Source organism: Luteitalea sp. (assembly GCA_009377605.1).
Classification (GTDB): Bacteria; Acidobacteriota; Vicinamibacteria; order Vicinamibacterales; family Vicinamibacteraceae; genus WHTT01.
Genome location: WHTT01000017.1, coordinates 12,322 through 37,399 on the forward strand (window position 1 = coordinate 12,322; position 25,078 = coordinate 37,399).

15 protein-coding genes are annotated in these 25,078 nt (G+C 64.8%); 7 read left to right on the top strand and 8 right to left on the bottom strand.

Annotated elements, in window-relative coordinates; translation table 11 throughout:
• Positions 1–58: 58 nt before the first annotated feature.
• Positions 59–532, top strand: a complete 474-nt coding sequence (locus GEV06_07845) for a hypothetical protein (GenBank protein MPZ17806.1) — start codon at positions 59–61, stop codon at positions 530–532.
• Between the two features lie 184 nt (positions 533–716).
• Here GEV06_07845 and GEV06_07850 read toward each other — a convergent pair whose 3' ends face one another.
• The 7 genes from GEV06_07850 to GEV06_07880 form a co-directional block, all read right to left on the bottom strand.
• Complete coding sequence (locus tag GEV06_07850; protein MPZ17807.1) at positions 717–1,220, bottom strand: PIN domain-containing protein; 504 nt, start codon at positions 1,218–1,220, stop codon at positions 717–719.
• Positions 1,195–1,482, bottom strand: a complete 288-nt coding sequence (locus GEV06_07855) for a type II toxin-antitoxin system prevent-host-death family antitoxin (GenBank protein ID MPZ17808.1) — start codon at positions 1,480–1,482, stop codon at positions 1,195–1,197. Before GEV06_07855 ends, GEV06_07850 begins: the two co-directional genes overlap by 26 nt.
• 343 nt (positions 1,483–1,825) lie before the next feature.
• Complete coding sequence (locus tag GEV06_07860; protein MPZ17809.1) at positions 1,826–2,506, bottom strand: FtsX-like permease family protein; 681 nt, start codon at positions 2,504–2,506, stop codon at positions 1,826–1,828.
• A 251-nt stretch (positions 2,507–2,757) separates the two neighbouring features.
• Positions 2,758–3,315: a sugar O-acetyltransferase gene (locus GEV06_07865; GenBank protein ID MPZ17810.1), complete on the bottom strand. Its 558-nt coding sequence runs from the start codon at positions 3,313–3,315 to the stop codon at positions 2,758–2,760.
• 209 nt (positions 3,316–3,524) lie between these two features.
• Complete coding sequence (locus GEV06_07870; GenBank protein MPZ17811.1) at positions 3,525–4,538, bottom strand: hypothetical protein; 1,014 nt, start codon at positions 4,536–4,538, stop codon at positions 3,525–3,527.
• Between the two features lie 52 nt (positions 4,539–4,590).
• Positions 4,591–7,704 carry a c-type cytochrome gene (locus GEV06_07875; GenBank protein ID MPZ17812.1) on the bottom strand — a complete coding sequence of 1,038 codons (3,114 nt, stop codon included), beginning with the start codon at positions 7,702–7,704 and terminating at the stop codon, positions 4,591–4,593.
• A 70-nt stretch (positions 7,705–7,774) separates the two neighbouring features.
• Positions 7,775–11,002, bottom strand: a complete 3,228-nt coding sequence (locus GEV06_07880) for a hypothetical protein (GenBank protein ID MPZ17813.1) — start codon at positions 11,000–11,002, stop codon at positions 7,775–7,777.
• 173 nt (positions 11,003–11,175) lie between these two features.
• Here GEV06_07880 and GEV06_07885 point away from each other — a divergent pair, with 173 nt between their 5' ends.
• The 5 genes from GEV06_07885 to GEV06_07905 all read left to right on the top strand — a co-directional run bounded on the left by GEV06_07885 (position 11,176) and on the right by GEV06_07905 (position 22,055).
• Positions 11,176–12,258, top strand: coding sequence for a tetratricopeptide repeat protein (locus GEV06_07885; protein MPZ17814.1), 1,083 nt, complete (start codon positions 11,176–11,178; stop codon positions 12,256–12,258).
• A 197-nt stretch (positions 12,259–12,455) separates the two neighbouring features.
• Positions 12,456–13,946 (top strand): hypothetical protein, encoded by a 1,491-nt coding sequence (locus tag GEV06_07890; protein MPZ17815.1) that lies wholly within the window; start codon positions 12,456–12,458, stop codon positions 13,944–13,946.
• A 220-nt stretch (positions 13,947–14,166) separates the two neighbouring features.
• Entirely contained in the window at positions 14,167–17,394 is a 3,228-nt protein-coding gene (locus GEV06_07895) for a hypothetical protein (GenBank protein MPZ17816.1), read from the top strand.
• Between the two features lie 17 nt (positions 17,395–17,411).
• Positions 17,412–18,911, top strand: coding sequence for a hypothetical protein (locus GEV06_07900; protein ID MPZ17817.1), 1,500 nt, complete (start codon positions 17,412–17,414; stop codon positions 18,909–18,911).
• Positions 18,912–19,058: 147 nt separating this feature from the next.
• The gene (locus GEV06_07905; protein MPZ17818.1) at positions 19,059–22,055 is read left to right on the top strand and encodes a c-type cytochrome; all 2,997 of its coding nucleotides are present in this window, start codon (positions 19,059–19,061) and stop codon (positions 22,053–22,055) included.
• A gap of 181 nt (positions 22,056–22,236) precedes the next feature.
• Here GEV06_07905 and GEV06_07910 read toward each other — a convergent pair whose 3' ends face one another.
• Positions 22,237–23,733 (bottom strand): hypothetical protein, encoded by a 1,497-nt coding sequence (locus GEV06_07910; GenBank protein ID MPZ17819.1) that lies wholly within the window; start codon positions 23,731–23,733, stop codon positions 22,237–22,239.
• 245 nt (positions 23,734–23,978) lie between these two features.
• Between GEV06_07910 and GEV06_07915 the strand changes: the two genes are divergently transcribed.
• Positions 23,979–25,019: a substrate-binding domain-containing protein gene (locus GEV06_07915; protein MPZ17820.1), complete on the top strand. Its 1,041-nt coding sequence runs from the start codon at positions 23,979–23,981 to the stop codon at positions 25,017–25,019.
• Positions 25,020–25,078 lie beyond the last annotated feature (59 nt).

Below are 25,078 nucleotides of genomic sequence, written 5' to 3' on the forward strand. Positions count from 1 at the left end.
CCATAGTGACATCATGACACCATACTAAGGAACTCGTCAGTAAGAAGACAGGCACGCCATGTTGAAAGTGATCCATCCGGTGGCTGGCACCGTCGCGCTCCTCACGATCGCGACCTTCTGGCTCTCGACGGCGGTTACTGAGCTGTTTGCCTCGAAGGCGACTGTGACCATGGTCAAGATGGCCATCCCCTGGGGCTTCCTGTTGCTGATTCCGGCGCTGGCGGCCGCGGGTGGGTCGGGCTTTGTGCTGGGAAAGGGCCGGAGGGGCGGGTTGGTCGCAGCGAAGACGAAGCGCATGCGGCTCATCGCCGCCAACGGCATCCTGGTTCTCGCTCCGTCTGCGCTGTTCCTCGCATCCAAAGCGAGAGCCGCGGAGCTCGACGCCGGCTTCTACACGGTGCAGGCACTGGAGCTTGTCATGGGAGCGGCGAACATCGCGCTACTCGGCCTCAACATGCGCGACGGCCTCACGATGAAAGGCCGGCTCCGCCGCCGGCTGGTGCAATCGACGAGAAGAGCTCGTCCTGCTTGAGCGTCGAGAGCATTGTGAAATCGTGGGACAACGGTGACGGACTTCGCTCTCTTCTCCCGGCGAAGTCTAGAGTGGAGAGGCGATGGTCGTCTTGCCGACCTGGCGGGACCGGCTCGAGGCGCCGCCGGTGCTCTCGAGCCAGCGCGAGAGCTGGCAGGTGCGTCACCTGCAATCGACGTCTCCACTACTCGACCGCATATCCGAGCGCTTCGGCATTTTCGCGGACGCGAACGTCCCGACTCACGATGGTCATCAACAGAGGCGGTTCGCCAAGCAACTCCGCCGTCGCAAGATGTACGGCATCGAGTGTGCGAATAGGCTCGATAGGAAACGGCGCCCGGACGCGTGCGAGCACGGCGTCTGTGACGGCGGCCACGTAGCAGCGACGCTCGAACCGCCGGAGCGCGCGGACGCACGCCCGCTCCTGTTCGGCCGTCAGGCGGCCCGCAGCTCGAGCGCGAACGATTGCGCGGGCGGTTTCTGCGAGGGTCAACGCGGATGTGACCCGGCGCCCCCTTTTTCGGATGGCATTCCGTGCGTCGGCATGACGCTCGAGAAGCGCTGCGACCAATGCGCTGGACTCGATGTAACGAGCACCAGCAAGTGCATTCGTTTGAGCGGGTACCCGTGTGGGCGGGGAGCGCCGGGCCCCCAGTCTGCGGCTACGCTTCGCCACGGTCAGCGTCAATCAGTTCCGCAGCCGTTCCTGGAGGAAGCCCAATATCGGGCCAGTTCTCGGTCGGGTCACCGGCCTCGAGCGGCGGCCGAATCACTCCAGAGGCAACCAGCTCGTCGAAGCGTCCAGACCTGCCGGCCGTCTTCGCGCCGGGTGGGACGAGCTCGGCTACCACACGGCCATGCGCGGTGATGGCGATGCGCTCGCCGACTTCAATCCGCCGGACGTAGCGGCTCAAGTTGTCCTTGAGCTCGCGAATGCCTACAGAAGTCATGACTGAATTATAGCCACATGTAGCCACATTGCCAACCGTCTATCGATTGGCGGAGTACGTGAGTATAGCCCCTCGGAAGAGAAGGATGGGAAGAGCAACGGTCATTTCGGACGATCTCTAACAGGTCCGAATGTCAAGGTTGATGTCCCTAGCTAGATGGGGGCTAGATGCGTCTAGACGCTGGAACCCTGGTTTTCTCGGCAACGGATCTGTCGAACTTCCTGAACTGTAAGCACCGCACGGCGCTGGAGCTGGGCGAGGCACGCGGCAAACGGAAACGGCGTGTCTGGACGGATCCCCTGCTCGAGGCCTTGTTTGCTCGCGGTCTGGAGCATGAACGCAATTACGTGTCGAGTCTGAGCGCGACCGGCAAGAAAGTGCTCGACCTAAGCGACATCAGGTGTCGCGACGAGGTTGTCGCGCCCTGGAGCACAACCATGCGGCGCACGGCTTTCACCTCCGCGCCGAGCGCCATGCGCACGCCGATCTCCTGCGTCCGCTGAGTCACGCTGTACGAGAGGACGCCGTAGAGACCCACCGCGCCGAGGATCACCGCGAGCGCCGCCGCGATGCCGAGCATCAGCATCGTGAACGAGAGGCTGGCCATCGTGTTCGCGGCCAGGCGCTCCATGGTGAAAACGCGGTACATCGGGGATTCGGGCATGACCTCGCGGATGGTGGCACGAACCTCGGGCGCGAGCTGATCTGCACGGGTTGACTTCACGACGTACGCCGGCGACACGGACACGGCCGGCAAGTACACCATCGGCTCCGGGGACGCGCGGCGGAAGTCATCCAGCAGAACGTCCTCGACCACGCCCACGACGGTGTACCACGTGTCGTCATCGCTGCCGGCGGGACGGAGCTGCTTGTCGAGCGGGTTCTCGCCGGGGAACAACAGGTCAGCGGCGGAGCGGCTGATGATCACGTTGGGGGTCTTCCACCAGGATGCGGCGGCTGCCGCCCAGCTCTTTGCCCAGATACGCGCGGGAGAATTGCAGCGCCGCCGGCAGAGTATTCCCACCTACCTCCCTGCCAGCTCAGCGCGAGGCGAGAGACGGCCGCGGGATCATCCACGGCGAGAATGCCAGAGTCGACGGCAAGGTGCGCCTGCTGCAGTTGTGGCTGGTGCTGCCAAAGGCGGACCGTTGGACGACGCCCGGCTTCCAGGACATTCACGCTGACCGCGTGCCCGTTCGACGTGAACCGGGCGTCGACCGCGGCATGACCAGGAAGGCGCGGTCCGCCTCACCCGAGAACACATATGCCGGTTGCTCATTCAGAGATCGCGCGGATTACTTGGCAGGGATTGCCTGCGGCGAGCACGGCCTCTGGGACATCTCGCGTGACGACGCTGCCAGCTCCAATCACGGCTCGCGAGCCGATCCGTACGCCGGCGAGAATAATCGCCCCGCCGCCCACCCAGACGTCGGCCCCGATGTCGATCGGCTTGCCGAATTCTTCGCGGCGCCGTTGCTCGGCGTTAAACGGGTGCAGCGGCGTGTAGATCTGCACCGCTGGCCCGAACAGGGTGAAGTCGCCGATCCGCACCGGGCAGACGTCCAGAACGATGCAGTTGAAATTGAAGAAGACCCGCTCGCCGAGCTCGATGTTCGCTCCGTAGTCGCAATAGAACGGCGGTTGCATCCACACACTGTCGCCGCCCTTGCCGAACAGGTCGCGCAGAATGCGGCGACGTTGCGCTTCCTCCGACTCGCGCGTGGCGTTGAGCTGCTGACAGAGATCGCGTGCCCGGGCACGCGCCGCCACGAGCTCGGGATCGAACGGGTCGTACAACTCGCCGGCCAACATCTTCCGGCGTTGAGTCATCATCGCCATGGACCGTATCACGACAAGGTGATTTTCAGCGCGTAGTCCACCAGTGAAGCTGCGCCTCAAACCGCCCAGTAAGAACCGGCGCACTCCGATGGCGCAGCTTCACTGGTGTCCTTTTGCTGGCTGGGCCCCGCTACGCGGGGCCTGACATCTCCTAAGGACCAAAAACTTGCTCCATTCGTCACGATGGGGGCCTTAGGAGATGTCTAGTAGCCTTTCCGTTTGTCGACAACATTGATCAGCGGCAAGCCCTCCGCAAAGCGCCGAATGTTCGCCTTGACCGTATCGGACATACGCCCGCGATCCAGATCCGAGCGGCCGGCAATGTGCGGCGTGATAATCACGTTGTCACGCTTCCACAATGGATGGCCTGCAGGGAGCGGCTCAGGATCGGTCACGTCGACGCCTGCCCCGGCAAGCTTCTCGCTCTCGAGCGATGTGGCGAGAGCGTCCAGGTCATAGAGCGCCCCGCGGCTCACGGCGATGAAATATGAGCCCTGCTTCATGCGCTCGAATTGGGCACGGCCGATCATGTGGTGGCTTTTCTGTGTGTGCGGCGCGGCCACGAACAGCACGTCTGCCTCGCCGATCACCTCGTCCAGTTGGTCTGGCTTCACAATCCGTTCGATGAACGGCGTCATGGGAATATCTTCCGGATCGACGCCAACAACGCGCATGCCGTGAGCCCACGCACGAATCGCAATCTGCGTGCCGATGCCTCCAACACCAACAATGAGGGCGGTCTTTGTATTGAGCTCAATCACCTTGTTCGATTTCCCGTCCCAGACTTCGTGTGCCTTTTGATCCAGCCATCTCGGAATTTCGCGCGTCAAGGCCAGCAGCATGGCCATTGCATGGTCCGCGATCTCGGGGCCCTGCACGATCTGGTTGTTCGTCAGGACGATATCGCTATCGCGGAGATCATCCGAGCCGGACAGATGCAAGACGCGTTCGACGCCCGCGCTGTAGGTTTGGACCCACTTCAGGTTCTTGCCGGCCCGCACCCACTCGGGCCGGATGCTCCCGATAAAGGCATCGGCATCCGCGATCTCGTCCATCACGGTGTCTTCTGAAACCGGGACGATCTCCACCTGGTCGGAAGCGGATCGCCAATCTGCCAGAATTTCGTCGGACTGGTCGAGCACCAGGATTTTCTTTGTTTGGGCGGATAGGATAGCCCCGGAGAGGAGTAGAAGAACGACTATCAGCGTCCGACGCATGGGCACCTCCAGAAATCTGGGAGGATTTTAGCCTCGGAAGCGAATTCTGCGCCTAGTTCAAGCTGTGCAGGTACGCGACCAGGTCGCCCAGCTCCTGCCGCGACAGGAGCCGCTCCAGCCCGGACGGCATCAGTGACATGGGCGAAGGCTCCATCGTCTGGATCTGGTCACGCGGCACGGCCACCGGCTCGCCAGTCACCGAGGTCACGTAAATGGTGTCCGGCGTCTCCCTCGGGATCGTGCCCATGTACGTCTTGCCGTCGCGCGTGCTGACGTTATACGCCTCGTAGCCGCGCGCAAAGCCGCTCTCGGTCGGATACACGATGGCATCCAGCAGTTGCTGGGCGCTGCGGCTGCGGCCGATGGTCGAGAGGTTGGGGCCGATCTCCCCGCCGCTGTCGCCGACACGGTGGCACACGATGCAGCTGCCCTTGCCAGACACGAAGACCTGACGCCCGCGCTCCGGATCGCCGTCAGCCGCGGCGGCCTGGAACTCCGCCAGGTGGGACTCCTTCTCCCGATCCCGCTGCACCAACTTGGCGACGAGCGCTTCGGCTTCGGCAACGACCGGCTCCGGGTAGTCGCTGAACGATCGGCGGATGTACCCGGCGTTGAGACTGAAAAGAGCAGGAGACTTCGAGAGAGCGCGAATCAGGGCGCTGCCAACAGCGGCGTTGCTCGTTTGCTCGAACGCGGGCATCAACGCCTTCAGCTCCATCGGTCCGGCATCCCCGATGAGCGGCGCCAGCCGGCTCACCTGCTGAGCGCTCAAGATGGCGCCCGCCAGCATTTCGGCGGACTGTACGCGCACCGGCACGCTGTCGCCGGAGTGGAACAGCGTCGCCAGAAGCTCGAAGGCCGGCTCGGCAATCGGTCCCGTCTTCCCCGAGATCGCCTGAAGAGCCGCCACGCGTACGAGCGGGTCACGCGCTGAATCGTTCCCGATCCGTTCCAGCTCCGCGTCGAACGACTTCGATTTGGATGGCCGAATGACCTCCGTCACCATGACGGCGTCGGCATCGTCCGACGAACGTAACAACCGCTTCAAAGGCGGAATCCACGTGCTGTGCAGCGTCCCACCAGGGATCTGCGCGATGGCCTGGAGCACCAGCTGCCGGCGCTCGGAGGGCAGGCTCGGCCGCATGAGCAGCCGCCCGATCAGCTCGCGCACGACCGGCTGCGTGCCGAAGGCCACCAGCAGATCACTGGCCGCCTCGTGCCGACCAGGCGGGAGGGCGGGTCCTTCCAGCCAGCGGCCCAACAGCGCGGCAACCGGCTCCCTCCATTCGTCTCGCTTCTCGACGACCATCAACGCCGCCCGCCGCAGCTCGGGGACGTCCGAGTCCAACATCGGCAGGACCTGTCCGGCGCTGAGGCGCCCGCTCTCCATTTCCGAGAGCGCCATGAGGGCGGCCCGCTTCACCGCGGGGTTGGCGCTCGAAAGTCCCTGCGCCGTCGTCTGCGGCTGATCGATCTCGATCAGGGCGTAGGTCAACGCATGCTGCAGCAGGGGATCCTCACCGGTTGCCGCAACGGCGGCCAGCAGGCCGTCGACCGCCCCCGCCGCATGTAGCCGGCCGAGCGCCGCGGCCGCTTCGCGCCGCACCGCGGCTGCTTCGTCGCGCAGCAGTGCCGTCAGCCGCGCAGACGCCGCCTTGTCGCGGGTGATGGAGATGCTCTGGCACGCGGCCTGGCGCACGCCGGCATCATCGTCGTCCAACGCACGTCGAATCGCGTCGCGCGCCGGCTCGCTCTCGATGCGCGTGAGCGTCCAAACGGCCTGCAGCCGTGCCCGGCGGCTCCCATCGGCGAGCGCGGCTTCGAGCGCCGGGACGGCGGCGTCTCCGCGGCGGGCCAGCTCGGAAACGGCTCGGTCGCGGACGGCGAATCGATCGTCGTCGAGCAGGCGCGTCAGCTCGGCGACCGGGGCGTCCGCCCAATCCTCCTCGAGCCCGCGCGGGTCGGAGACCGCGGGCGCGTCGATCTTGCGCACGCGGTAGATGGCGCCTTGGACGTTCGGCTTGGCCACGCCGGAAGTCGGACAGCCCTGTGTGAACCATCCGCCCGTGTCGATCAACAAGAGGCTCCCGTCGGCGTCCTCAACGAGATCGGTGAAATGCACGTCCGGACTGGACGACGAGACGAATACTTCCGTATGACCGGAGAAGGAAGAGCCGTCGCGCTCCAGGACAATGCGCATGATCCGCTGCGCGTTGAACTCCGCCAGGAACAGGTTGTCCCGGTAGGCCGCCCCGAACTGGCCGCTCCGGTAGCGCAGAACGCCGGCCGGGGCGACGTGGCCGAGATCCACCGCGGGAGGAAGCAGATCTCCGGTCCTCCTGAACTCCGCCAGCACCTGCTCACGGTCGGTCCGGGGGTAGACGCCTCCATGGACCCAATGCACGATGGCGTCCGCGCGCGGGTTGGACAGGAATATGTTGACGGTGCCCAGGACGTCGCCCTCGTCCGTGAAGGCCAGTTCGGTGGGATTGTCCATGCCGCCGCCTGCGAACACCTGCAGGTCGGAGCCGTCCGGACGCGCGGTCCAGATCCGCGCGCCCGTAGCCTTCGAGACGAGACGGTCCCCCTCGTAGACCTCGTGGCCCTTGCGGCCATGACACCAGAAGAGGCGCCCCGCCGGATGGAGGAACGGCCCGTGGATATCGGCGGCGTTGCCGGTGAAATCGAATCCGGTCGCCACCTCCTCTCGGACGTCGGCCACGCCATCGCCGTCGCTGTCCTGCAGGCGCCACATGCTGGGCGGCGACGCCACATACAGCGAGCCCTCATGCCAGAGGGCCCCCTGAGGAAAGGTCATCTTATCGGCAAACACGGTCGACTCGTCGAAGACGCCGTCACCATCGGTGTCTTCGAGCCGGCGAACCTCGCTCGGCAGCTGCTTCAGCAGGTCCTCGTCTGCGAGATTCACGCCCGCGTTCTCGGCGACGAAGAGACGCCCGCGCTCGTCGAAGCCGGCCATGACCGGGTAGTCGACGAGAGGGGGGCCGGCCACGAGCTCGACGGTGAACCCCTCGGCGACCTGCAGCGGCGACCGTTGGAAGTCGTCGAGGGAGCGCTCGCTCCCTCGAGACACCCTATAGAGGGCAAGCGCCGCGACGCCGGCGACCACGATGGCTGCAACGGGCCAGCGTCCTTTCCTCGTCATTCGCTCTCCTTCGTGATCATCCCTCGTCCTCACATCCGATTCCGCCGGTGTCCCGGTCAATCGGCGCCGGCTACCATTCCAGGCGGAGCAGCATCGATATGCGGCGCTCCGACTCGTTCTCGGCGCTCCATCCCGGCGTAGAGGTGATCTGCCCGGGGTTCGAGGTGCTGATGTCGTTGCGCGGATCGCTGAAGTGCGGATGATTGAACAGGTTCGACACCGCGGCGTTGTATGTGAGCGTGAAGCGATCGTTCAGCCGGAAGCGCTTCACGAGCGCCAGATGGTGCACGTTCAGCCCCGGCCCTTCGAGCACATTGACGCCGCTATCGCCGAAGCGGCCGGCCGGAGGCACCGCGAAGCAGCTCGCATCGAACCACCCCTCGATCGTCCGGTCGCTTCGCGGCAGGTTGCCGTCGCACACGCGATCCGGCAGCCCGCCGGAGGTGTTGGTACCGGAGGGATCGAAGCCGGAGAAACGAGGGGAAAAGTACTTGCCCGATGCCAGGTAACTGATGGTCTGCAGCCGCCATCCGCCGAGGATCTGATCCACCACCGCCGGCGCATTGCTGAGGAACCGCTGCCCGTGGCCCCACGGGAGCTCGATCATCGTGGAGATCACGGCGCGGTGGCGGGGATTGGAGGCGTCGCGGCTCCAGTGCCGAGTCACGTCGTAAGGGTTCTCGGTGTTCAGGAAGTTGTGCAGGCTCGAAGACCAGGTGTAATTGGCGTTGAATGTGAAGAGGCCGGCGCGGCGAACAACCTCCACCTGCATCGAGTCATAGTTGGAGCTGCCGTCCTCGCGCACGAAGGAGTTTCCGACGAACTGCGGATAGGGCCGCCGCTCGGGGGCGAAGGGGATGGAGCTCGGCTCCGGCTTGTTGATGTTGAGCGTGTAGTTGAGGCCGCGGCTGCGGGAGCCGACATAGGAGAGGCGAAGCCCCACATTGGCGATCTGCTTCTCTACGCTCACGTTGAACTGGTGGATATGGCCGTTGTGCACCGTCATCGGATAGCCAGAGACACTCTGGGACGGGACACTCGCCTCCGCGAGCGACTCAGGGAATGGGTTGGGGAAGCTGAAGAGCGGCTGCCCGTTCTCGATGCGGTTGAAGTACGTCTCCTCGATGTCGAAGGGGCCGCCGCCGTTGGCGCGGGCAAACGGGCTCAGGCGCTCGGTGTAGAGGCCGTATCCGCCGCGTAGGACGAGATCGTTCCGCATGCGGTAGGCCACGCCGACCCTTGGCCGGAAGTTGCTCTTCTGCGCCTCCGGAACCACGTCGCCAGCTTGGACCGTGATGGTATCCGGATAGAGTGAGCTGACGGATGAACGCGCCTCTTGGGAAACGATCACGTTGCCCGTCTGCGGATCCCAGTTGTACTGGAGGCCGTCACTGTAGCTCGGCGAGGCGAAGTAATCCCATCGCAGCCCGTAGTCGACCGTCAGATTGGAGGTGAGCCTGAACGTGTCCATGACGTAGAGGCCCAGCTCGGATGCCCGGCGCCAGCGATCCTGCAGCGGATCACGGCGCGTGCTGCTGAACGGCATACCCAGCAGGAAGTCGGCGTAGCCGACGCCGGTATACGTGCCGTCAAACTCGAAGTCGCCGTAGGTGCCCTCCTCGACGACGGCGCGAAACGTATTGAAATCGTTGTACTGAAAGCCGAACTTCACGACGTGCCGCCCCGTGGCCCACGTGACAGCGTTGTCGAGCGACCAGTCATAGCCATCCTCGAGAATCCCCCCGGGCGGTGTCTGGAGCGACGTCAGGCCGGCGATATCCATCCGGGGAAAGCCTGCGCCCTGCAGGCCATTCGGGTTGACCCCCTGCAGACCGATGGCGGTCACGGCCTCGTTCCCGAACGGGGGCGTGAAGCCGTCGACCGTGATGCCATCCTTCACGTCGTTTCCGTTCAGCCCGAAGCGGAAGGTGTTCAGCAGTGACGACGAGAAAACGTGGGTGTCGGAGAAGACAGCCTTGTCGTGGTAGCGCGTCCGCGTGCGCGCGAACCCGGGCAGGTCGTTCGCGAGCACATAGGGCGAATAGTAGTACATGTACCGGAAGAACATCGAGTTGTTCCCGGTGAGGTTGTGGTCCACGCGGAAGGTCGGATAGTCGGCCAGGTAGTAGTCGTCCGGATACGGGAACAAGTAGCCGTGGTTGTTCGTGAGCTCGTCGGGGCCGCCCAGATTCGGCTCCGGGAGGTATAGGTCCTGTACCTGCTTCGAGGTTGGATTGATGCGATTGGCCGGAATGCGGTTGTTCGGGAACGGCGCGCCCGTCAGCGGATCGACGATGCGCTGGCTGAACTGCGAGAAGTCGCTACGGCGCATCTCCTGGGTCGGAACGCTCGCAATCGGGAACGAGCTCGCGGGCACGTCGATGTGCGTCCAGCCGACGTAGAAGAACGTCCGGTCGCGGATGACCGGACCACCGAGCTCGACGTAGGCATCGTGAAACTTGTAGGGCGTCTTCTCTGGCGCGAAGAAGCTTCGGGCGCCGAGCGCGGAATTCGTGTGCTTGTAGTACGCCGTTCCCCTGAAGCTATTGGAACCGCGCTTGGTCGTCGTGTTGAGGCTGGCGGCACGCGCCTGGTCGGCGCTGTTGTTCACCGTGACGACCCTGACCTCTTCGTAGGTGTTCATGTTCACCGACTGGTTGCCTGACCGGTCGTTCTGCACGCCATCGTCCTGCAGGGTGATCCCCGTTCCGCTCTGGCCCGCGATGGAGACGTTCCAGCCCTGGCCCACGACCCCTGGCAGGGTGCTGAGCATGCCCTGCCAGCCTGGATACGGAATTACGTCCACGATGGGCGCGTCCTTGTACTGGAGCGAGCTCACCGCTCCGCTGACGGTGCCCGTGTCGGTGGTGATGACGGCCGATCCGGACTCCACTGTTACATGCTCGGCAGGCTCGCCGATCTCGAGCGCGATGTCGATGCGCCGGACCTGTCCGCTGTCGAGCACGATACTCTCTGCAACGAACGACTTGAAGCCCGCCAGCTCCGCCGTCAGCCGGTAGATGCCAGGTTTCAAGTCGGGAATCTCATAGTTACCGCGGTCGTCGGACACGACGCTGCGCGCCCGCACGTTCGTGCTCACTTCGGTCACGACCAAAGCAACCCCGGGAACGACGGCATCCGAGGAATCAACGACGGTTCCGCGAATCGTGGACAGCGCCGACTGCCCTCGGACGCCGGTCGCGAGCACGAGTCCCAGGATGAGGACGAAAGCGCCGCACTGCCAACGAGAACGAAGAGCGATCGCTTGGCTTGCTCTTGTGCGATGCGGTGTATCCATGGCCCTTCTCCACAGACCCTGCACGTGCCGGCAGGGTCCCTTACGTTCTTCCACTGCCGGGATCGACTCGGCCGCTCGTTTGCGGCGGCGGAGCCCTCGACGTATTCAAACGAATTATTATAAGCTTTTATCAAGGCCGGAGCCGCGTCAAGCGGCTGCTATAATCCACCCGTATGCTCCATTTGGTGGTCGCCGGCCTGGCGCCACTGCTAATCGCGCCGCCGTGCGGAGGCGGCGAGATGGCTCCAGACGCAATCCGCGCACGGCCCGCCTTTGGCCTGCGCCCGCATCTCGCGGCGGTGAGCGCCGGCTCCTCGAGCCAACGGTCCGCGTCGTTCGAGGAGCGCCTCGCACGCGCACGGGAGCAGGTGCGCGGCGGACGCCACGACCAGGCGATCCCGCTGTTGAAGGAGCTGTTGGCCGAAGATGCGCAATCGGCGGAGGCGCACATGCTGCTTGGCGTGGCGTTCCGCTCGCGCGCAACCCCAGAGCTCATCGGCGAGGCGCAGGCGGAGCTGCGCCAAGCCCTCGCGCTCGATCCGCGATTGCATTGGGCACGCTTCGCACTCGCACGGATCTACCTCGATCTCGGACGCTACGGCCGCGCACGAGAGGAGCTGGAGGAGGGCTTGAAAGGATTGCCCGATCAACCGCTTTTCCTCTCGCTTCTCGCAGAGGCCCACCGCTTGCTCGGAGATCCACAGCGTGCCTTGGAGCTCGCCGGACGGGCGTTGGAGCTCGCGCCGAGCCTGTCGCTCGCACGGCTCCAACTGGCGCGTGCGTCCCTGGATCTGGACCGGCCGGAAGAGGCGCTGCGCCAACTGGAGCCGGCACTTCACGCAGAGCCCATGCTGCCCGAAATACTCCAGACGCTCGGGGAGTTGTACCTTCGAGCCGGAAGGCCCCAAGACGCCACGCAGGTTTTGCAGAAGGCGATCGCGCTGGATCCTTCGAGCGCGAAGGGGCGTGTCGAGCTGGCGCGAGCCTATCTCCGGCAGAACGACGTGGACAAGGCGCTCGACCAGCTCGAGGGGGTGTTCCCCGAGGGAAGCGAGATGCTGAGCTCCGCGTACTTCCAGGAGCTGGAAGCAGAGGTCTACTTCTTGACGGGTGAGGCGAATCGGATGAAAGGACGCAAAGACGAGGCGCGCCAGGCGTATCGGCGCGCCATTGAGATCGATCCGGCGCATCAAGAAGCGCGGCAGCGGTTAACCGATCTTCACTCCTCCATCGGAGATCCAAAACGCCCACAATGAGCCCTCATCGACCGCGTACCGCCCCGTCGATGACCGCGGCGTGGGTTTCGATCCTTCTGCTGGCGCTCCTCACGTCACTCCGCGGATGGTCCGCGGCCGGATCGCCGACCGGGGACGCCGCCGTGAAGCTGGTGGATGTCGCCCGCGAAGCCGGCATCACGTTCGTTCACGAGAGCGGCGCGACCGACGACAAGCTGATGGTCGAGACGTTCGGGTCGGGTGTTGCCTGGATCGACTACGACAACGACGGCTTTCTCGACCTCTATTTCGTGAACGGCGCCGCCGTTGGCCGTCGCGCTGCCTCGCCAGGCAACGTGCTGTACCGAAACGACGGCCGCGGGCGGTTCACCGATGTCACCGCGCGCGCGGCGGTAGCGGGAGGAGGCGGCTACGGTACAGGAGTCGCCGTGGGCGACTTCGACAACGACGGCTGGCTGGATCTGTACGTCACCAACTTCGGGCCGAACATCCTCTACCGCAACAACGGCGATGGCAGCTTCACCGACGTCACGGCGGAAGCCGGCGTCGCGGGAGGAACCGAGTGGAGCAGCAGCGCCGGGTTCTTCGACTACGATCGCGACGGCGACCTGGATCTCTACGTCGTGAACTACGTCGACTCTGATGCCGCCGACAATCCGTACTGCGGCTTCAAGAAGAAGGGCTACCGGATGTACTGTACCCCGACGATGTTCGACGGCGTCTCGGATCGGCTCTTCCGCAACGACGGCGACGGCACCTTCACCGACGTCTCCACGGAGGCGGGCATCGCGAACCCGGGCGGAAAGGGCCTCGGCGTGACGTTCTGCGACGTGAACGGCGACGGCCACGTGGACATCTACGTGGCCAACGATCTCGTCCGCAACTTCCTCTACCGCAACAACGGTGACGGGACCTTTCGAGACGTGGGCTACGGCGCTGGCGTCGGCTACGACCTGAATGGAAAACCGCAGGCAGGCATGGGAACTGACTGCGGCGACGTCAACGGTGACGAGGCGCAGGACTTGTTCGTCACGAACTTCTCCGCCGAGCTGAACACGCTGTACGTCAATCGCGGAGATTTCGCGTTCGAGGATGCGTCCGAGGCGGTTGGTCTGGGCAGCGGCTACTGGCCGCTGGGGTTCGGTACCCGGCTGTTCGACGTCGACAACGACGCCGACCTCGATATCTATGTCGCCAATGGGCACGTCATCGACAACGTGCAGCTGTACCAACCGCAGCTCACGCACGCGCAGCGCGACCTGCTGTACAGAAACGACGGCGGCCGCTTCGCCGACATCTCCGCCCAGGCGGGATCCGGCCTCGAGATCACACGCGTGGGTCGCGGGCTCGCGGTTGGTGACTTCAACAACGACGGCGCGCTGGACGTGGCGATCGCAAACCTCGACGATCGGCCGGTTCTCTTGCAAAACACGTCGTCTACCGGTCACTGGCTGCTCGTCGAGGCACGCGGACGCCGCAGCAACCGGTTCGGGCTCGGCGCCGTCGTGCGCGTCGAGACGGCGCGAGGCGTGCAAGTACGAGAGATCAACAACGCCGCGAGCTATCTGAGCAGCAACGACATCCGCCTCCATTTCGGCTTGGGCGACGAGGAGCGCATCAAGAAGCTCGAGGTGCGCTGGCCAAGCGGCGTCGTTCAGGTGTTGGAGGGGATCGAGGCTGATCAGATCCTGAAAGTCGAGGAGCCGTAGGTTTCGCGCGCGTCATGCCTGCCGCGTCCGCCTGCCAAGCCGCGATTCTGTCGCGACGCCCCCTTCAGCGCGCTGCTTTCCCCTAAAGGTAAGCCCGGAATTCATCTGAGCGCCCGGAGTAGTTGACACCGCAGGCCAAATCTGCTTGAATCCTTTTCATAAATCGCTTCAATCCCCTCTCTGGAGACACCCTGCCCCAAGCTTTGAGGTTCGAGGCGCCATGACAACGACGATGACCGGTCCCAAAAGCGCCCGTCGCATTCTGATGCGCTCAGCGCTGTCGCTGAGCGTCGTGCTCCTCAGTCTCATGGCCTCCGCGACCGCCGCCGCTCAAGCGCTGTCCACCATTCGAGGGACGGTGACCGATCAGAGCGGAGGCGTCATCCCCGGAGCCACGGTGACGATCACCGACGTCGGAACGAACGTCCGCGTGCGCACCGTCGTATCGAACAACAGCGGAGACTACGAAGCGCCGGATCTTCACCCGAGCACCTACCAGGTGCGAGCGGAGCTCTCGGGATTCCGCACCTTCGTCGCCGACAGCGTCTTGCTCGACGGCTCACAAACCCGCCGCCTCGACATCGTCCTCCAGCTCGGCGAGCTGAGCGACCAGGTGGTGGTGGAAGCCGGCGCCGCCGTGATCACGACCGATAGCGGCGACATTTCGTCCAAGTTCACCGAGGAGCTGTTCGACGCCAGCCCGCTCGTCAACACCTACTACCCGCAGTCGCTGCTGACGACGCTGCCGGGCATCGAGAGCCAGATGGGAAGCTGGTCGCTCCGGATGGCCGGCCAGCCTGCCTCGCAGAACGCGCTCGGGATGGACGGCGTCTATGAGGACGGCACGGTGAATCTCATCAACAACATGATGGACTTCACCGAGCTGACGGTCACAGCGGTCGGGAACACCGCGGATCAGGCGCGTGTCTCGTCGTTCAACATGATCTCGAAGAGCGGGTCGAACGACTTCCGCGGCAGCCTTTTCTACACGCACTTCAATTCGGCGCTGAACGCCCGGAGCTTCTTCGACCCGACCAAGCTGCCCGCCCGCGAGCACAAGGTCCACTTCGACGCCTCGGGGCCTATCTTCCGGGACCGCACGTTCTTCTACGCCTCCTACTTCCATCAGAACATTCCTTCGGCATCGTTCAATCGCTCTACCGTCGCGACCGCGGCGATGCGCGACGGGGACTTCTCGCAATTGCTGGAGGGGCCGAACGCCACGCCGCTCATCGATCCGCGGACTGGCCGCCCATTCCCCGGCAACGTCATTCCACGCGACCGGATCAACCCGCTCTCCGCGCAGGTCCAGGAGCAATACATCCCGGCGCCGAACCTCGGCGACGCCAATACGCTCGTCAACAACCTCGGGTTCGAGCATCCGTATCCAGACGATCTCTACCGCGCCGACTATCCCATGGTGCGGATCGACCATCAGGTCACGGAGAAGAACTCGCTCTACGGGCGCTATATCCAGCGGTATACGCCCTACGTGCTCAAGCGCGGCCTGCCGGGATTCGACTGGACGCGCGTCAGGTGGCATCGAGGCACGGTCTTCTCGAACACGCACGTGTTCTCGTCGAACCTGGTCAACACGTTTCGCGCCGGATGGCTGTGGGACTTCGTCGAGGACGGCACCGAAGTCGACGGCTTCACGCCGCGCCGCGGTGACGAGGTCGTCGACGCGATCGGGCTGCAGGGCGTCAATCCTCGCGGGCTCCAGGCCATGGGCTTCCCGAGGATAGACATCACGGGCATGACGGCGCTCGAGACCATCGCCGGCGGTGTCAAGGAGGACAACCACCAGATCAACATCTCGAACACGGTGACCTGGGCCCGCGGACAGCACGTCTGGAAGTTCGGCGGCGACGTCCGGCGAGTGAGCCAGTTCGACGGATCGATTCCCGAGCCCACCTACGGGCGGTTCAACTTCAACGGGCGCTTCACGGGCGACGCGTATGCCGACTTCCTGCTCGGCCTGCCGCACTCGAGCGAGCGGCTGGATCCGCTGACCAATCGTAGGCAGGCGGCGTATGAGATGGGCTTCTTCGCGATGGATACCTACAAGGCCACCTCCCGTCTGACGCTCGACTACGGCGTGCGATGGGACATCTTCACCTCGCCACGCTTTGACGACGGCCTCCAGTTCAACTGGGATCAGGCGACAGGTGACGTCATCGTGCCCGCCGACGCGATGTCCGCCGTGAGCCCGCTCTACCCCGAGAACATCACCGTCCGCGGCGGCGACGTCGTTCCCGACATCAAATGGACCAACATCCGGCCTCGGCTCGCCCTGGCCTACCGCTTGAAAGACGACCTCGTCGTGCGCGGCAGCTACGGCGTCTTCACGGAGCAGATCGGATACTTCGATCGGCTGCAGGGCAGCGGCCCCTTCCAGATCGCCGAGACGTACATCAATGAGGTCGTGGATGGGCGGCCGTGGTTCGCCTTCCCCACGCCATTCCCCGCCGATCTCGCCTCGGCCGAGATCCCGTCGCAGAGCATTCGCGGCTTCCCGTCCGAAACGCGGCAAGGCGCCATCCATCAGTTCAGCGCCAGTGCCGAGCGGCAATTCGGCAAGATCGGTGTCCGCCTGTCCTATATCGGCTCGCGGAGCCGGGGGTTGAACTACAATCTCAACATCAACAAGCCCGAGCCCAGCTTGGTGCCCTTCGACCAGGAAAGGCGGCCGTATTCGCAGTTCATCTCGGCCTCGGTCGTCCGCGAGAACGGCGCCAGCAACTACGACGCCTTCCAGGCGCAGGTCAATCGGCGCGCCGGGCTGGTAACCTTCGACGTCCACTACACGCTCCAGTCCAACCGCTCCAACTTCCTGAGCCTGGAGAACCCCTATGTGCCGAACGAGTGGCACCGGGAGCAGTACAGCGCCAGGCACAAAGCGATCGTCAACACGGTGATCGATCTGCCCTGGGGACGCGGACGGCCGTTCCTCTCCGACGCCTCTCCGTTTGTCGACGCGCTCGCCGGCAACTGGACGATCGTGACGGTCACCTACTTCCAGACGGGCCAGTACTTCTCTCCCACCTTCTCCGGCGCCGATCCGTCGAACACCGACACCGTGGGCGGGCGTCCGGACCGGACCTGCGACGGCACTCTGCCGCGCGGCGAGCGAACGGTGGAGCGCTGGTTCGACGCGAGCTGCTTTGCGGTGCCGCAGCCCGGCTTCTTCGGCACCGCCGGCGTGAACATCCTGGAGGGACCCGGCCTCAACCTGCACCACCTGAGCCTCGTGAAGCGGTTCTCCCTGCGGGGCGGTGTGAATCTCGAGTACGTGCTCGGCGTGTCGAACCTCTTCAACACGCCGCAGTTCAATTACCCGCGCAGCGACATCAACGCGGCGAACCCCGGCGAGGTAACGGCCGTGCGCAGCGGGCGCGAGAACTCGGGCTCGCGCATGATGGAAATGACCCTGCGCCTCCGGTGGTAGCCATGGAAACGATCGACATGCTTCGCTCCGCTGTATATCGACGGAAGGCGGCCGCCATCACGACTGCCGCGCTCGTCTTCCTGCTGACGCCCCTGCTGACGCCCCTGCCGCTCGCGGCCCAAGACGACCCGGATCGGCGCCTGCAGGCAGGGGCCGCAGCCAGCAACATCACGCCTCCGCTCGGAGAGCTGATCGTGGGCGGCTGGAGCCCGAAGCCGGCCACTCACATCCACGACGAGCTCTACGCTCGCTGCCTCGTCCTCGACGACGGTCGCACCCGGATCGGTATTGTCCTGGCGGACAACGTCGGGATTCCGAGCCACGTCATCGAGGAAGCGAAGCGGCTCACCTTCGAGCGCGCCGGCCTTCGCCCCGAGCAGCTCCTCATCGCCTCCACGCACACGCACTCCGCCAGCACCGCACGCGGAAAGAACCGCTACGACGAATCGAGCCCGCTCGACGACTACCAGCGGTTCCTCGCGGGTCGTATCGCCGATGGGGTCCAGCGCGCCATTAACAACCTCCAGCCGGCCCAGATCGGATGGGGATCCGGGAGTCTTCCCGAGCAGGTCTTCAATCGGCGTTGGTTCATGAAGCCGGGCGCGGATCTGACCAATCCCTTTGGCGGCGTCGACAAGGTCCAAATGAATCCGGGCGTGGGCAACCCCAATCTCTTGAAGCCGGCCGGCCCCACCGATCCGGAGATTCGCTTCCTCTCCGTCAGAACGCCCGAGGGCCGCCCCATCGCGCTCCTCGCCAACTACTCGCTCCACTACGTCGGTGGCGTGCCGACGGGCCACATCTCGGCCGACTATTTTGGGGTCTTCGCCGAGCGCATGAGCCGTCTGCTCGGCGCGGACGCGCAGGATCCTCCCTTTGTCGCCATGATGTCCAACGGCACCAGTGGCAACATCAACAACATCAACTTCGCGGGGGGCCAGGCGAAGCTCCCACCCTACGGCCGCATGAATGTGGTAGCCAACCAAGTGGCGGGAGAGGTCTTCCGAGCGCTGCAGGAGATCCCCTACGACGATCGGGTCCCGCTCGGCATGATCCAGCGTGAGCTGACCCTGGAGGCACGGCGGCCAGACGAGGCCATGACCGCGCGTGCTCGGGATATCCTCGCGCGTCCGGAGGATGCGCCGCAGGGCCACATCCGGGAGCGCACCTACGCCAAGCGGATTCTGCAGATCGTCGAGGCGCCGCCCCGAGTCGATATCGTGCTGCAAGCGGTGCGGATCGGCGACCTGGCGATCACGGCCATTCCCTTCGAGGTGTTCGTGGAGATGGGGCTGGAGATCAAGGAGAAGAGCCCGTTCCCCGATACGTGCACCATCTCGATCGCCAACGGCGCCTTCGGCTATCTGCCGACCGTGCACCATCACGAGCTCGGCGGCTACGAGACGTGGCTCGGGACCAACCGTGTCGAAGTCCAAGCGGCGCCGAAGATCGTGTCGACAATGCTGGCCATGCTCGACGAGCTGAAGCCGGCGGGCACTGCAAGCGCGGCACGCTAGCAATCATGAAGTGTAGCGCGGGGCCTTCAGGCCCCGCGACGCGCGGGCTGAAGCCCGCGCGCTACGTATGTCAAGAAATGAGCGCGTACGATATCGCGACCGATTCAGCGGTTGCAGCCCACCAGCCCTGTCACTAGCAATCACGTCATGAAGCCAAGCTCCGCCCTCCTCGTCGCCTTCCTCGTGCTCGGAGGAAGCCTCCACGGCTCGCGGCGCGCTCCCACCGGGCCGCTCTCGCCCGAGGAGGCGTTGGCGACCTTTCAGCTCGAGCCGGGTTACCGCATCGAGCTCGTCGCCGCCGAGCCGCTGGTCGTGGATCCGGTCGCGATGGCGTTCGATGAGCGCGGGCGCCTGTATGTCGCCGAGAACCGCGGCTATCCGGATCCCATAGACGGCTCGAAGGCTGACCCGCCGGCGAGAGGCACCATCGCCCTGCTCGAGGACGTCGACGGGGATGGTCGGTACGACAAGCGGACCGACTTTGCGAAGGGCCTCACATATCCCAACGGAATCATGCCGTGGAACGGCGGCGTCTTCGTCACCTGCGCGCCCGACCTCTTCTACTTGCAGGATACCGACGGCGACGGCCGAGCCGACGTCCGGAAGGTGGTGCTCACGGGATTCAACACCACGCGGACCGCGCAGATCCGATTCAGTCATCCCACGCTCGGCATCGACAACTGGGTCTACCTGACGAGCGGCCTCAACGGCGGCAAGGTCACCGCTCCGGATCATCCGGACCGCGCGCCCGTGGAGTTCGCCACGAGCGATTCTCGCTTCGATCCCGTCACGTTCGAATTCCAGTTAACCGGCGGCCAGGGACAATATGGGCTGACCTTCGATGACTTCGGCCGCCGCTTTATCTGCGCCAACCGCCACCCCGTCTGGCATGTCGTCATGGAGCCAGGGTATTTGAAGCGCAACCCGCATCTGGCGTTCTCCGAGACCGTGCAGGAGGTCTCCACGGTCGGTCCAGAGGCGGTCGTCTGGCCGATCAGCGCCGATATGACGACCGCATCGTTTCATCCCGACCTGATGAGCACGCCGCACGCGGGCACCTTCACGGCGGCGAGCGGTGTCCACCTCCACCGCGGCGACGCGCTGCCGAAGGATCACGACGGGAGCATCTTCATCTGCGAGTCGGCCCAGAACCTGGTCCAGCGGCAGGTGTGGCGCCCGAGTGGAGCCACCTACACGTCCACACCCGCGCGGCAAGGCGTCGACTTTCTGGCCTCGCCGGACAACTGGTTCAGGCCCGTGTTCGCGGCCAATGGTCCGGACGGCGCGCTCTACATCGTAGACATGTACCGCGAGAACATCGACCATCCCCAGTACGTGCCGGAAGCGAGCCGCGCGCTGCTGGACTTCCAGTCGGGGCGGGAATACGGTCGCATCTACCGCATCGTGGCCGCGGATTGGAAGGGGCGCCGCGAGCCGTTCGATCTGGCGCACGCCTCGGTCGAGGAGCTGTCTCGGACGCTCGAGCATCCGAACGCGTGGTGGCGCGAGACGGCCCAGCGGCTCCTGATCGAGCGCCGGGCCCGCGCGGCGATCCCGCACCTGCGGCGTCTCGTGCGCGAGGGCGTGAGCGCCTCCGCGCGCACCCACGCGTTGTGGACGTTGGACGGGCTTGAGGCGCTCCGCAAGGAAGACGTGCTGCACGGACTCGCGGATGGGGATCCGCGCGTGCGCGAAAATGCCGTCCGCCTGGCCGAGCCGCGGCTCGTCGAGTCGGGCGAGATCCTGGCGGCGATCCTTCGCCTGGCCGACGATCGTGACAACCGTGTCCGGTTCCGGGTCGCCCTCGCCCTCGGAGAGAGCGGCGATCCCGGAGCCACGAAGGCGCTCGTCGATCTGGCGCGCCGGGACGGCGCCGAGCTGTGGCCGCGCGTGGCGGTGCTCAGCTCGATCGGCGGCCGCGCGAACGACTTCCTACGAGCGTTCGCTGCTGCAGGTCCGACGCCGACCGAGGTCACGGCCGCGGTCATGCAGGACCTCGGTCAGCTCTTCGGGGCGGGCGAGTCTCCAGAGCGATGCTTGGATCTCTTCCTGCACATCACCGATCCGGACAACGACTTCGCGTGGCAGCCCGCGGCGCTGTCCGGCATCGCCGAAGGGCTCCGGACGCGCGGGCTGGCCCGAGAGAAGGGTTCCCCGTTGGACGCGCTCGTCGCCCCGGACACGCCGAAGGCGGGGGAAGCGAGGACGCGGCTCGAGGTGCTGCTGCGGCGCTCCTCCGCGGTCGCGCTGGACGAGACGCAGCCGGTCGATCTCCGTCGGGCGGCGATCGAGCTGCTCGGTCACGGGACGTACGCTGCGGGCGGGAAGACGTTGGAGCGCTTGTTGGAGCCGCAGCACGCGTCCGAGATCCAGACAGCGGCGGTTCGATCGCTCGGTCGGCTGCACGCCCCGGCGGCCGGCCGGTCGTTGGTGACGCGAGAGCGCTGGAACACCTACACTCGACAGGTCAGGGAAACGGTGCTCTCCGTGCTCATGGCGGAGACCATGCACCTCGACGCGCTCCTGGGCGCAATCGAGCAGGGCAACGTGGCGGCTGCAGCGCTCGGCCCCTCGCGGCGCACACAGCTCCTCACACACAAGGATGCCGCGATTCGCGAGCGAGCCACGAAGGTGCTCGCCGACATGGAATCTGGTGATCGGATGCAGATCTACGAACAGCTGCGTCCGAAGGTCTCGAGCGCGACCGGCGATCCGGTTGCCGGCAAGCAAACCTTCGCCACCTACTGCGCCGCCTGTCATGCGTTCGGCGGGCGCGGACGGCGCCTGGGGCCCGACTTGAGCGGCATCAGCAACCAACCCGCCGATGCCATCCTGCTGCATGTGCTGGTACCGGATTACGAGATCACGCCCGGCTACGATGCGTACATCGTGGAGACGCGCGACGGAAGGACGCTCTCTGGTCTGCTCGAGTCGGAGTCAGCCACCAGCATCACGCTGCGCGACACCGCCAACCAGCCATCGGTGATTCTGCGGACCAACATCGTGTCGATGACGGCATCGCCCAACTCTCTCATGCCTCCCGACTTGGACCGAGCGCTGTCGCCGCAGAACCTGGCCAACCTGATCGCGTACTTGAAGGCCGGATCGAAAGGCGCCGCCAGGGGCTCCCCGGCGGCGCGCTAAGTGAACTGCCATGAGGTCAGATCAGGAAGGACACGAAGGATTTCACCACGAAGAGCACGAAGGACACGAAGAAAGAAATTGATTGGTTCTTCTTCGTGATCTTGAAACTTCGTGCTCTTCGTGCTCTTCGTGGTGAAATCCTTCGTGTCCTTCCTCGTTTGGAGGTGGGCTGGAGGCGCGCTCAGGACGCGTGGAGGCTCTGGAAGAGCTCCAGGAGCGCCTTGACGATCTTCGGAGACGCTTCGGCCTCGAGATAGCTCGATTTCGCTCGCCAGGTCTCGTATCCGCCGAGCTCGTGATGCTCCGGCGTCGGCAGATACCCGTTGTAGCCATTGGCGAGGGAGGTCGTGAACGTGTGCGTGAACGGACTCTTCTGCTTCAGCTCCAGCCCGATCTCGACGAAAACCTCGCACGGGATGGCGCCGATCACGAGAGAGCCGATGCGCAGCGCCTGGAGGATCACGGGCACGCGCGCGGGATACTCGCTCAGGAACAGCGTCTCGCGGGCGTAGATCTCCTCGCGCGTTTGCATGTTCGGCCCATCGGCCTGCGAGACGATCCGACGGGCGCGGTCGAGATCCTCGGCGCTCGGCATGCGAACCCCCAGGGTCAACTCAGTCGTGCGGGCGTCCAAGCCGACGCCCCGCTCGTACTGGAGCGTCTTGTAGACCCGCATCGCCTCGTCTGCGACGTCGTGCGCAACGCGCTGCATCTGAACGTAGGGCGCGTCCGACGGTCGCGCCTGGCGAAAGTTGATGTTGTTGATGTTTCCGCTCGTCCCGTTCGACAGAGCGGCGACGAACGGAGGGGGCCCCGGCGTGCCGTCGCGTCGCTTCGGCGCACTGGGTCGAAGCCGCTCTTCCATCCGGCGGGCGAACATGCCGAAGTAGTCGGCGGAGGCGTGACCTTCTCCCGTGCCTCCCACGTAGTGCAGCGAGTAGTTCGCAAAAAGCGCGATGGGGCGGCCGCCCAGGGCACGCACTGAGATGATGGTCAGATCAGGATCGGTGGGACCGGCCGGCTCCACGAGATCCGGGCTCCCCACGGGCGGGTTCATCTGGACGAGGTCCTGCTCCCCGAACGGATTCGGCGGGATGGTGCCGGGGCGCATCTTCCACCGGCGGTTGAACACCTGATCCGGCACGCGCCCCACGCCCCACGCGATCTCGGCGGGCTCCACGTTGTTGACGGCCCGCCGCACCGCGTCCGCGATGCGGACGGTCAGGAGCTCGAGGTACTTCCGGTCCGGATCACTCTGGAACACCGGGCCCGCCGTCGGCGCCGAGTGCGTATGCGTCGCCGATGTCAGCATGTTCGCCACGGGAATCCCCGTGGAGGCGTGGACGAGCCGCTTCGCTTCGTCGAACACCGGCCGGGGGATCATGCAACTGTCGACCACGACGATCGCGAGGCGGGTCGCGCCATCGTCCAGCACGAGCGCCCTGGCATGGAGCTCGTCGTGGACGTGCTCGACCTTGCGATCCTGCATGCTGCCGTTGATCGACAGCCCGAGCCAAGGCGTGACGTTGCTCGTGGCGGCCCCCGCGCGCAAGCTGCCCGATGCTTGCGCCGCGCCGCGCGCGTCGGACGGGACCGCGGCGATCAGGAGACACAGCGACAGCACAAAACCTGTTCGCTGCGCACGGTCGCAGCACACGCGAGACGCTCGCCGAAGCATATTTCCCGGCCCGATCTGCTTTGATTCAGCTGCCATTTCTCGACCTCGACTCTCGAAAGAACGGTTTGTGCACGGCGAGTGCCGTGCGGATGTATACTCGCACTGAATGCTTTTAATATATCAGCTTAGGCCCCAGGTCAACACGTGGTCTCGGCGGTCGCCGGCCCCGGAGTGCCCCTCTGGTCCCCTGGCCGTCGCGCGACCACCGGTTAGAATGAAACGTGACAGTGATAGCGGCTTTCGATATGGCAATGGTAACCATCAAAGACGTGGCACGGGAAAGTGGGTTCGCTCCAACGACGGTTTCCATCGTCTTGAATGACGCACCGCTTGCGCAATACATTCCTGCGCGAACGAAGAACCTGATCAAGAGCGCTGCAGAGAAGCTCAATTACCATCCCAATCCGTATGCGCGCTCTCTCCGAAGCAATCGCAGTCATACGATCGGGGTGATGGTCTTCGATATCTCGGACCCGTACTGCGCGAACATCCTCAAGGGGATCGAGGATGGCCTCGACGAATCCCCCTATCTCGTCGTTCTTGCCGACACGCAGAACGACAGAAAGCGGTTCGAGCGCGACATCGAGATGCTGCTCGCGCGACGGGTTGAAGGTCTCATTGCGGTCGCCAACTCGCTGTCGCTCGAGATCGACGTGTTGGCGGTCTTGAGGAAACGGGTGCTTCCGACGGTCATCATTGGCCGCAACTTTCGACAGGATTCGATGAGCACCGTCGTCGTCAACAACGAGGCCGGAGGGCGCCTCGCCTTGCAACACCTCCATGAGCTGGGACACCGGGAGATCGCGTTCATCACCGGCCCGAAGATCATCGTCGACAGCGGCGATCGATGGAACGGTGTGCTCACTTATGCGCAGGAGGTCGGTCTGGCCATCGACCCTGGCCTGGTCATGGAAGTGAAGGAGCCCACGTCCAGTTACGAGAGCGGTTTCGAGCTCGCGCAAGAGCTCCTGCGCCGCCGCAAGAAGTTCACGGCAGTGCTCGCGTTCGACGATGTCACGGCCTTTGGCGTGATTCGGGCTCTCAACAACGCGTCCAGGAGAGTGCCCGAGGACTGTTCTGTCATTGGCTTCGACGACGTGTCGATGGCTGGCTGCTATAATCCTCCGCTTACCACCATCCGCCAGCCGATGTCCGACTTGGGCTCGGTCGGGGTCAAGCTCCTGGTGGACGCCGTCAAGGCATCACTGGGCAAGACACCGTTCACGCCCGAGTCCATCAAGGTGGAGCCCGAGCTTGTCGTCCGGGAATCTACCCGCCATCCATAGTCCACCCTTCGCATCCCACGCCGGCAAATCGCACCGAAATCTATCTTGACACGGGCAAA

Excerpts from the sequence above, each read along its gene's own strand:
- GEV06_07845 (MPZ17806.1), top strand. The coding sequence starts at position 59 with ATGTTGAAAGTGATCCATCCGGTGGCTGGCACCGTCGCGCTCCTCACG.
- GEV06_07855 (MPZ17808.1), bottom strand. The coding sequence starts at position 1,482 with ATGACTTCTGTAGGCATTCGCGAGCTCAAGGACAACTTGAGCCGCTAC.
- GEV06_07865 (MPZ17810.1), bottom strand. The coding sequence starts at position 3,315 with ATGATGACTCAACGCCGGAAGATGTTGGCCGGCGAGTTGTACGACCCG.
- GEV06_07870 (MPZ17811.1), bottom strand. The coding sequence starts at position 4,538 with ATGCGTCGGACGCTGATAGTCGTTCTTCTACTCCTCTCCGGGGCTATC.
- GEV06_07875 (MPZ17812.1), bottom strand. The coding sequence starts at position 7,704 with ATGACGAGGAAAGGACGCTGGCCCGTTGCAGCCATCGTGGTCGCCGGC.
- GEV06_07880 (MPZ17813.1), bottom strand. The coding sequence starts at position 11,002 with ATGGATACACCGCATCGCACAAGAGCAAGCCAAGCGATCGCTCTTCGT.
- GEV06_07885 (MPZ17814.1), top strand. The coding sequence starts at position 11,176 with ATGCTCCATTTGGTGGTCGCCGGCCTGGCGCCACTGCTAATCGCGCCG.
- GEV06_07890 (MPZ17815.1), top strand. The coding sequence starts at position 12,456 with ATGGTCGAGACGTTCGGGTCGGGTGTTGCCTGGATCGACTACGACAAC.
- GEV06_07895 (MPZ17816.1), top strand. The coding sequence starts at position 14,167 with ATGACAACGACGATGACCGGTCCCAAAAGCGCCCGTCGCATTCTGATG.
- GEV06_07900 (MPZ17817.1), top strand. The coding sequence starts at position 17,412 with ATGCTTCGCTCCGCTGTATATCGACGGAAGGCGGCCGCCATCACGACT.
- GEV06_07905 (MPZ17818.1), top strand. The coding sequence starts at position 19,059 with ATGAAGCCAAGCTCCGCCCTCCTCGTCGCCTTCCTCGTGCTCGGAGGA.
- GEV06_07910 (MPZ17819.1), bottom strand. The coding sequence starts at position 23,733 with ATGCTTCGGCGAGCGTCTCGCGTGTGCTGCGACCGTGCGCAGCGAACA.
- GEV06_07915 (MPZ17820.1), top strand. The coding sequence starts at position 23,979 with ATGGCAATGGTAACCATCAAAGACGTGGCACGGGAAAGTGGGTTCGCT.